Here is a 9,711-nt window from a genome sequence, read left to right as displayed (position 1 = left end):
AGCAGATATTTAAGTATATACCGACTAAAATGTCGATACCGGCAATATCTTTTTTAGACTTACGGAAGCTATAAAAAGCAAATACTTTAATTTAATGCACTATCGAATAGTGCTTTTATCGAGTTTCGTAAAAAATGAAAAAATCTACAATCTGGCTACTAGCTGCAGTGATGGCAGTTACCTTTTTCGGGCTACTTTCATTACAAATTAATTATTTTCGTGCCACATTAAATATGCGGAACGACCAGTTTGATGAAGCAGTCCGTAGAAGCTTGTATCAAGTATCAAAAAATCTTGAACTCGAACAGACCAGAAAATACCTGTATCAGGAAGCGTCTGACTATTATAATAAAAAAGGCTTATACAAGGACATTCCGGTTACGAATCCAAATGGCGAAAAAGTTGTAACACATTCTCAAAGCATCCGGATTACCGACAACAACGGCGACCCGATCATGAATATGGAATACAATATATCGCAAACGACGAGCATAAAAAACAGCAAATCGTCCAGTTCCCGGCAGAAGGGCTCCAACGCTGTAGCTCAGGCTTCGTACAATATGCAGGAGCTTTTCAAACAGAGATATGAGTATCAACGGCAATTGGTAGACAATGTTATCTCGAAAGATAATGTTATTTCTAAAATCATACAAAGGTCGAGTACAGAGCCTATCAGCGAAAAAATCAATTTCAAGACCTTAAACGGAAATATCAGGGACGAACTTCGCTATAACGGTATAGAGATACCGTTTCAGTTCGAAATTGTTGATTATAACGACAAACCGCTGTACAGGCAGGAGAATTATTCCGACCCCGATAAGAACTCATTATATAAGCAGGTTCTATACCCTAACGACCCCATTGATAAGCTGAATAGTTTATGGGTGTCGTTCCCTACTAAAAATGATTACTTATTGAGTGAGATTTCTTTGCTATTGCCTGCCTTTGTGTTCACATTGATTCTATTGGTCACGTTCATTATAACGATATATCTTATCTTCAGGCAGAAACGCTTGTCGGAGATGAAAAGTGATTTCATGAATAACATGACTCATGAGTTGAAAACTCCCGTATCAACTATTTCGTTAGCTGCACAAATGCTGAAAGATCCGGGTATCATGAAGTCTCCTGATATTTTTAATCATATATCAAGTGTTATCAATGACGAAACCAAACGGCTTAGTTTTCAGGTAGAAAAAGTATTACAAATGTCGCTTTTCGAAAAACAGCAAGCAACTCTTAAGTTCAAAGAGTTGGACGTCAACGATATTATTGTTAATATTGCTAATACTTTTCAGCTGAAGGTCGAAAAATTCGGCGGATCGATCGATATTGACCTTGAAGCGGATGACACATTGGTGAACGCAGATGAGATGCATTTTACAAATGTTGTATTCAATTTACTTGACAATGCCCTTAAATACAGACGCGAGGATGTACCTCTTCAGTTGATGATAAGGACATGGAATCAGAACAATAAGATATACATAAGTGTTGAAGATAATGGTATCGGTATAAAAAAAGAAAATACGAAAAAAGTTTTTGAACGTTTTTATCGTGTTTCGACCGGTAATAGACATGATGTAAAAGGATTTGGGTTAGGTTTAGCCTACGTCAAAAAGATTATCGATGACCATAAAGGTTCGATTAAAGTAGAAAGCGAACTTGGACAAGGAACAAAATTTATAATAAGTTTATTCAATATAAAGTAGAGATATTATGGAAGAGAAGTTGAAATTATTTTTATGTGAAGATGACGAAAACCTTGGAATGCTACTCCGTGAATACCTTCAGGCTAAAGGCTTTGACACAGACCTATTCCCTGATGGAGAAGCAGGATACAAAGGATTCGTGAAAGAAAAATATGACCTGTGTGTTCTTGATGTTATGATGCCTAAGAAAGATGGTATTACTTTAGTAAAAGAAATCAGGGCTATTAATCCTGATATACCCATCATTTTTCTGACAGCAAAAAACATGAAAGATGATATTCTTGAAGGATTTAAAGCCGGTGCCGATGATTATATTACTAAACCATTCAGCATGGAAGAGCTTGTTCTTCGTATCGAAGCTATTTTCCGTCGTGTGAAAGGCAAAAAAGGTAAAGACCAACAAATATATCAGTTCGGAAAGATGGTTTTTGATACTCAGAAACAAATACTTACAATCAGCGGAGAGAGTACAAAACTAACTACTAAAGAATCTGAATTATTAGGTTTACTTTGTGCACATGCTAATGATATACTGGAACGTAATCATGCGTTGAAACAGATCTGGGTAGACGATAACTACTTCAATGCCAGAAGCATGGATGTATATATCACTAAACTAAGAAAGTTATTGAAAGCTGATCCGGAAATTGAAATCATCAATATCCACGGTAAAGGCTACAAACTTATTGCACCGACCAACGAAGAAGCTGAAGAATCTGAAGCTTAACATTATACGTTAAAAAGAAAAACCGCCGGATAATCCGGCGGTTTTTCTTTTTATATACACACTATATAATAAGTTAAGCCTTATTTATATATTTGTTCAATTGTATTATCTTATATAGCTATGGGTAGAACTATTTTCACTTTTACGCTCTTATTGTTCCTGACATCGTGCAGCTTTGGCGAAAAGGTTGCAGATAAATACAATCAGCCTGTCAATCGTAAGCCATACGGAAAGTCGATGAAAGGTAAACGCATCCTCCTATATGGAGACAGTATCTCTTCCGGGTACTATCCTTGGTATCGGTCTGCCCTATTAAGCTTATCGCAAGCCGCAGAGGTATATCCCGCAGGTTTTAGCGGATATACAACAGCCTTACTTGCACAGGATGCACAATTGCAACGCATATATGACTATAATCCTGATATTATTATCTGCCTTGTCGGAGGCAATGACACGGGGGAAGAAAATTCGGTAGGAACTTTCGGTGTTACCAATGAACCGAAAGTGGAAGAAACTGATCTGGAAGAAGATTACAACAGGGGTTATTTTATCCAATCCGTTTCACACATTATGCGTAAACTGGAGAGTCATTATTCAATGTCTGAAAGCAAACCTTTTATTGTATTTTGCACCCCTCTTCCTCAGAAAAGAAGTAACCGGTTCAACATCTTCTCACAGCCCGAAAACTGGTTACGTAAACGGGATGCTGTTGTAGAGGCATGCAATAAATATGATATTAAATGTATAGACTTTTATAACTTGTGTGACTGGGATTTTACAAAAGAACCTTATTTTACAATGCCTCCCGATCTGGTTAATAACCGGGGGATCTTTACAATGGATGGTTTGCATCCGAATCAACGAGGATATGAAGACATGGCGCGAATAATCTGTGAGGAAATGTAAATATGAACTTTATTAATGCTATGAGAAATTTAAAAATACAGAGTTTAATTATCAAATACTCGTCTTTAGTAATCATTGCCTTTTTAGTATCTAGAATCCTATCTGCAATTATTTACGTTTTGTACCCTAATATATTAACCTTTCGTCTCAATGGGGAATACCATACCTATGGCGATGGCTATCTAATAACTGCAATATTCTCGGTTTGTAGTCTTATGATCTCTATTTTTATGTTTAAGGATATGAGGATAATCAAGAAGATTTCGTATCCAATCTTATTCTTAACTCTTTTGTCACCCTTATCTGGTTGCATGTTTTTCTTAATACTTAATTATAAACAATCTAAAAAAATAAATGATGAACGAGAATTTACTGAGGATAATCTATAAATATATTTATCTTCTTATATTTTACTATCTTTTCACCAATTCTTGGTTATGGTTTTTCGCATACAATGACAGCAATGTAGAGGTTATAAATAAGATTATGACAGTAGGTACAATACTTACATCTATATTAATACCCTTTTTGCTATTCATAGATTCCCGCAAGATTGATATACCTACTATCTACCTTATACTGATATTAGTCAGTTCATTTATTTACCCTCTAATGGGAGTCGTTCTATTCAGTCTTATTTTTATATCCCATAAGCATCAATAAATCTATATCGAGACCAGAGTGTGTGTATCTAAAAAAATAAATAATGGTAATAAACAAAGGTAAAATAGCAGACATTGACAGTTTGGAAGCTCTATATAATGATTTAAATGACCATTTTGCCATTACAACCAATTATCCGGGGTGGATTAAACATATTTACCCTATACGTGAAACGGCAATCGAAGGTATTAATGAAGGAACCTTATTTGTCGCTACTGAGGATGAAATTATAGCCGGAAGTATTATCTTAAACCATACTCCTGAAGAAGCATATAATCAGGTAAACTGGCTTATTGATGCAGACTATAAAGATGTATTAGTTATACATACATTAGTTGTACACCCTTCTTTTTTCAGAAAGAATATAGCTCACTCTTTAATGGAATTCGCAAAACAATATGCAATGGAACACTCCATCAAATCTGTTCGCTTAGATGTATCTATTAACAATAAACCGGCAATAGCCCTATACGAAAAGATGGGTTATCAATATATCGGTACTGTTGATCTCGGACTACCCTATGAGCATCTAAAATGGTTCAGGCTTTACGAGTTGGTTATTTGAAGGAAATACTCCACTACATAATCTAAAGAAAAAGCCTGCTAGCAAAATAATTTTGACCAGCAGGCTTACTACATTTATTCCGAATACTATATAAATCTTATACAAGATATTTCTTCAACATAGCCGCTGAAAATATAGCTAAGCTTTTTACCGGAGATAATTCAGCAAATCCATTCAGTAACCCCCAGTCGTGAGTTACACCATTAAAACGAATCGTAGTTACAAATACTCCGGCTTCGTCCAAATGACGGCCTAGAGCTTCTCCTCCATCTCTTAAGATATCATTTTCAGCTACTTCAATTAATGTAGGAGGAAGTCCTTTCAATTGTTCTTTAGTCGCACGCATTGGCGATACATAATAGTTATCCCACTCCGACTTGTTATTTAAATAGTTGTCGCGCATCCATTCCATTAATGGTGTGGTGAGGAACCTTTGTGCTCCATATTTACGGTATGACTCAAAATCTGTTCCGGCATCGCTATATGGCCACATCAATATCTGGCATTTAATCTTGGGTCCGTTTTTCTCTTTTGCTCTAAGGCTTGTACCGATGGTCATATTACCACCTGCACTATTGCCTACTATTGCCAGATTTTTACCGTCGACATTGATTTCATCGCCATGCTCGGCAACCCATTTAGTCGCTGCATATATTTCGTCTAAAGCCTGAGGGAATTTTGCTTCCGGAGAACGTGTGTATTCTACAAAAACACTTGCAAATCCGGACTCTACAACAAGGTCACGAACAAGACGTTTATGAGTAGGATAGTCACCTAAAACCCATCCTCCGCCATGTATAAATATGAAAACCGGGAGTTTCCCACTCTTTCCACTAGGACGCGTAACTACTATCTTAACTGATAACCCGTCTGATTCAATAGTTTTGAATGTCTCTTCAATTCCGGACAAATCTACTTTGACCGAAGATTGAGCTCCTTCGAGCACTTTACGTGCTTCTGCCGGAGGCAGTGATTCTACCGGAGTATCTCCGGCGTTCAATACTTTTAAAAACTCTTTTGTGCCTACACTCAGATTGGGATCCTCTAAATAATTCAGAGGTTTTTCACTATTACTACTCATGATCTTATACTTTTAAAATTAAGCCAATTCAAATGAATTTTTCTTATAAAACAAGCTCTCTATTCAAATTGTTTTTTGCTGATAATTAAAAATACATAATCAACAACCCGAACTACATCACCAAAACATCGATTAATTATCAAACAGTTACAAGAAAGCTTGTCAGTTTGTAAGTTTCTCTTTAAATCAGTCTGCTTTAGAGAGTAACAGGTTTGGTCTCTGTTACTGATGATGATATTCCGGGTAGGTTATTGGTTTTAAAGCTCAGTAAATCGTTAGATATAAATTATACTTTACAGGACTTTTACTCTATAGTTTTCGATATTTTACAGAGTCAACATCTAAAGAATTAAGCATATTTATAGAATAGGCTCAAGACTTTAACTTATCTGAGAAAGAATATTGCTCTAACGCGATTCATTCTGATTCAAGGAAATTTAATTAAATTAGTGATTGAATAATTAAAACCGGATAAATGGAAATTAAATCTCTGGGTGAAATAGATTTCGATACTATTTTCGATGCCTTTAGTCGGGCTTTTGCCGATTATGAACTTCAATTAGATAAAAATCAGCTTCGAGCCATGCTCCAAAGACGTGGATTCAATCCCGACCTGTCGTTCGCCGCTTTTGACAAAAATCAAATAGCAGCCTTCACTTTTAATGGAATTGGAAATTTCAATGGAATAGCAACAGCATATGACACAGGTACAGGTACACTGAAAGAATACAGAGGTAAAGGATTGGCTACAAAAATCTTTGAACATTCCATTCCGTATTTACGGAAAGAAGGTATTAAACAATATTTACTTGAGGTATTACAATACAATACTAAAGCTATATCCGTTTATCGAAAACTCGGATTTAATACGATTCGGGAATTCAATTATTTCAGGCAGAAGAATGAAAAAATTAATTTCGATTTGCCAACCCACAATATTGAGTACCCGGTACGAAAAATTAATATGGAAAACTTTAAATTGCCAGATGCTTTCGGGGATTTTCATCCATCATGGCAAAATAGCCTCGAATCCATTCAAAGAGATATCAATAGTTTTGTGTGTTTAGGAGCATTCAGTGATGATAAACTTATAGGATATTGTGTATTTGAACCTAATTCGGGAGATATTACCTTAATTGCGGTCGATAAAGAGAATAGAAGGAAAGGAATTGCATCCCTATTACTCAAAGAAGTTGCCCTATTGAATAAAAATGATTCTATAAAAATTATAAATACCGATATCTCTTGCAGTTCAATTACAAACTTCCTGAAAGCAAAGAATATAGAAATTACAGGAACACAATTTGAAATGATAAAAGAATTATAGACTATATAACTCGTCAAACTCGATCCTTTATTTTACTTTCCATTCTCTTCTACAATCATAGCAATAATACACCCTTTTCAAGAAAGGAATAGGAAAACCGAGGAGAAGAATGCTTAACGCAAAAGTATATCCGGGCAAATTCTTTCTCACGATATTTGCTCCTCCACAATAAGGGCAGATATTTTTATACTCTGACGAAAACACTTCGATTTTTTGGGGTTCTTCAGACGGATTTTTGTCAATATATCCGCCTTCTTCCAATAGAGATAAGGCTTCTTCTGATTTATCTTTTTCAACAAAAATCTTTACACCTCCGATAGCATTTGAGAGAAAATTATGCATCTGCACAGTTAGTTCATCCTTGATAATTACTTCTATATCGTGGGCTTCCAGAAAAGCTTTAGCAAGATGCGCTTCGTGTGGGTATGTGAATGATATTATATTTATCCAATCTTTCATCTATTCCTTTATGACTCATAGTGTTCAGTACAAATATACGATTATTTGCCAAATAAAGGAGAAGTGGAGAATTGAATGGTTCAACTTACAATACGAATACTTGAAGATTTCTATTTGTAAAATTTAGTACCTAAATACCGAGTTCTTTTTCAGCAAAGACCTTGATAAAATCATTAGCTTTGTTGGATACTAATTTATTTCCGGGAATCTTACATTTAAAAGTAAACAATCCAAAAGTAGACTGTAAATAATTAATGCAATCAAAAACTTTCCGTATTATGGCAAAAAAAGTTCTTTTATTCTTATCTGAAGGGTTTGAAGCTTACGAAGCTAGTGTTTTCACTGATGTTTTTGGATGGAGCCGGGAAGTAAGTATCAATCCTGTTGATTTAGTTACTACAGGATTCCAGTCTACAATTAAATGTTATTGGAATCTTATTATAACGCCCGAACTACCCTTCGACCAAGTAGATATTAATGATTTTGATGCTTTAGCTATTCCCGGAGGGGCAGAAGAAGCCGGCTTCTTTCAGGATGCGTATGACGAACGATTTCTTGACCTGATCCGTGAATTTGACAAACAAGGAAAACCGATTGCTGCAATTTGTGTAGCTGCTATGCCGATTGCCAAATCCGGCATTTTAAAAGATAGAAAAGCAACTACCTGGGATCTAAATAATGGTGTCAGACGTAAACAACTATCAGATTTCGGCGCTAACGTCCAAGATAAAGACCTGGTTATTGACAGAAATATTATAACCTCAACAGGTCCTGCGACAAGCCTAAGTGTTGCCTTTAAATTACTTGAAATGCTGACAGATATTGAACATGTAAATGAGATAAAAAGAAATATGCGATTTAAATTAGACTGATATTAATCCAGCATTTTATCTGATAAAAATCTTAAGTAAAATAATAAACCCTAAAACATTTTAATGGGGATTCTGTGAAATATGTTAGCTTTATAGGTATACCCGAACTTATGGATAAATACTTCGTCGCGTCTTGGTTAATATCCTCAATATTTCATACTGAGAATAATAGTAAAGACTTTAATCTAATAAATGTTATTGCATATGCCGATTACTCCAATCATGCAGTTATGACTTATGATGAATTTTTTGATGGCTTGAAACATCTAATATCTATAGGTTTGGTTATTCAAGTCGAAAAAGAATTGTTTACAACAGAATTATATAAAAATTGGTGGAACGCTCGCTTTCAAAATAAAAAAAGAATATATGCTCTGAAAGAGATATCTGATGTAGAGAAATTTATTAGAAAAATTGAAAACACTAACAATTGCAGAAATTTTGATTTCATTGCAGAAATAAAACAAACCGATTTTGAAAAAGCGATACAACTATATTTGAATAGATTTGAAAACAAATAACTTCCACATTCATTAATGTCGGAAATTATTTATCGTAAAGCATAGTACCAAAAGCATCTAACTCATTTTTTGTAGATTTTGAATAGATCACTAACTTTATAAAGAATAAAATAATTAAAACTTACAATGAGAGCACTATACCCCCTTCTGTTATTAGCTTTTATATATTCCTGCCAATATAATCCATCCAATTATAAATATACAGAAACCGAAACGAACTTGTTTTTAGATAATATCATTCAAAATATAAAAGTACAGATTACTGATATTACTGAAATAGAAAGACAACCAACAAACAAATTCTTAATATATACTAGATATCCCTTATCTGAGATACAACTCGAGGAATACAATAAAGTAGGATATCTTTTAAATAGGGACGATGACATTTCGGACTTTGCAAAATATACTTTCAAAAAGTATGAATTAGTCAATGAAAAGAATGAAAAAGTGCAATTTTTCAACAACGGAAGAGCTATATATTTACAAGAATTTGGAATATGGGAGTATAATAATATTTTGTATCAGAATTTGGGCATTGACACCGAATTAAATATGAACTATGAAAAATTAAGCGGATACATTATCATGGAATTCGAAATGCCTTACAATATTAAGAAAGAAGTGAAAATACCTGTAAATATTAGTATCTACGATACAAATAATCAATAACAAATAAATCCTCAAACATTTCTGTCTGAGGATTCTAAATTCCTGTGGAGCACAGCACCGAAGTCTCGAACTCTTTTTATTAAGGATTATGAGAAATTTGTTAGTTTTATGATAAATATATAATTATCACCATATGTCAAGAAGCATTCACATAACAATTAAAAATTTTAGAGGATTGACAAAACAAGAATTAGAGAAACAGCATA

General features: G+C 34.4%; 10 protein-coding genes. 8 read left to right on the top strand and 2 right to left on the bottom strand.

Annotated elements, in window-relative coordinates; genetic code table 11:
• Positions 1-134: 134 nt before the first annotated feature.
• From BUC12_RS03270 to BUC12_RS03250, 4 genes are all read left to right on the top strand, one after another.
• Positions 135-1,712: a sensor histidine kinase gene (locus BUC12_RS03270; RefSeq protein ID WP_062175789.1), complete on the top strand. Its 1,578-nt coding sequence runs from the start codon at positions 135-137 to the stop codon at positions 1,710-1,712.
• Between the two features lie 7 nt (positions 1,713-1,719).
• Positions 1,720-2,439, top strand: a complete 720-nt coding sequence (rprY, locus tag BUC12_RS03265) for a response regulator transcription factor RprY (RefSeq protein WP_062175787.1) — start codon at positions 1,720-1,722, stop codon at positions 2,437-2,439.
• A gap of 120 nt (positions 2,440-2,559) precedes the next feature.
• Entirely contained in the window at positions 2,560-3,345 is a 786-nt protein-coding gene (locus BUC12_RS03260; protein ID WP_062175785.1) for an SGNH/GDSL hydrolase family protein, read from the top strand.
• Positions 3,346-4,051: 706 nt separating this feature from the next.
• Entirely contained in the window at positions 4,052-4,573 is a 522-nt protein-coding gene (locus tag BUC12_RS03250) for a GNAT family N-acetyltransferase (protein WP_062175781.1), read from the top strand.
• A gap of 97 nt (positions 4,574-4,670) precedes the next feature.
• Here BUC12_RS03250 and BUC12_RS03245 read toward each other — a convergent pair whose 3' ends face one another.
• Positions 4,671-5,654, bottom strand: a complete 984-nt coding sequence (locus BUC12_RS03245; protein WP_062175779.1) for an alpha/beta hydrolase — start codon at positions 5,652-5,654, stop codon at positions 4,671-4,673.
• A gap of 475 nt (positions 5,655-6,129) precedes the next feature.
• Between BUC12_RS03245 and BUC12_RS03240 the strand changes: the two genes are divergently transcribed.
• The gene (locus BUC12_RS03240; RefSeq protein WP_062175777.1) at positions 6,130-6,981 is read left to right on the top strand and encodes a GNAT family N-acetyltransferase; all 852 of its coding nucleotides are present in this window, start codon (positions 6,130-6,132) and stop codon (positions 6,979-6,981) included.
• A 27-nt stretch (positions 6,982-7,008) separates the two neighbouring features.
• On the opposite strand, the gene BUC12_RS03235 is transcribed toward BUC12_RS03240, so the two are convergent.
• Positions 7,009-7,440 (bottom strand): putative signal transducing protein, encoded by a 432-nt coding sequence (locus tag BUC12_RS03235; RefSeq protein ID WP_062175775.1) that lies wholly within the window; start codon positions 7,438-7,440, stop codon positions 7,009-7,011.
• Positions 7,441-7,718: 278 nt separating this feature from the next.
• Between BUC12_RS03235 and BUC12_RS03230 the strand changes: the two genes are divergently transcribed.
• The 3 genes from BUC12_RS03230 (at position 7,719) to BUC12_RS03220 (ending at position 9,505) form a co-directional block, all read left to right on the top strand.
• Positions 7,719-8,312: a DJ-1/PfpI family protein gene (locus BUC12_RS03230; RefSeq protein WP_062175875.1), complete on the top strand. Its 594-nt coding sequence runs from the start codon at positions 7,719-7,721 to the stop codon at positions 8,310-8,312.
• Positions 8,313-8,422: 110 nt separating this feature from the next.
• The gene (locus BUC12_RS03225) at positions 8,423-8,833 is read left to right on the top strand and encodes a hypothetical protein (RefSeq protein WP_139261992.1); all 411 of its coding nucleotides are present in this window, start codon (positions 8,423-8,425) and stop codon (positions 8,831-8,833) included.
• Positions 8,834-8,959: 126 nt separating this feature from the next.
• On the top strand, positions 8,960-9,505 hold the full coding sequence (locus BUC12_RS03220) for a hypothetical protein (RefSeq protein ID WP_062175771.1): 546 nt from the start codon (positions 8,960-8,962) through the stop codon (positions 9,503-9,505).
• Positions 9,506-9,711 lie beyond the last annotated feature (206 nt).

It is taken from the genome of Indolivaga macrotermitis, assembly GCF_900128985.1.
Taxonomy (GTDB): domain Bacteria; phylum Bacteroidota; class Bacteroidia; order Bacteroidales; family Dysgonomonadaceae; genus Dysgonomonas_A; species Dysgonomonas_A macrotermitis.
Note: the sequence above shows the minus strand (reverse complement) of the source record. Positions and strands in the feature narration are given on the sequence as shown.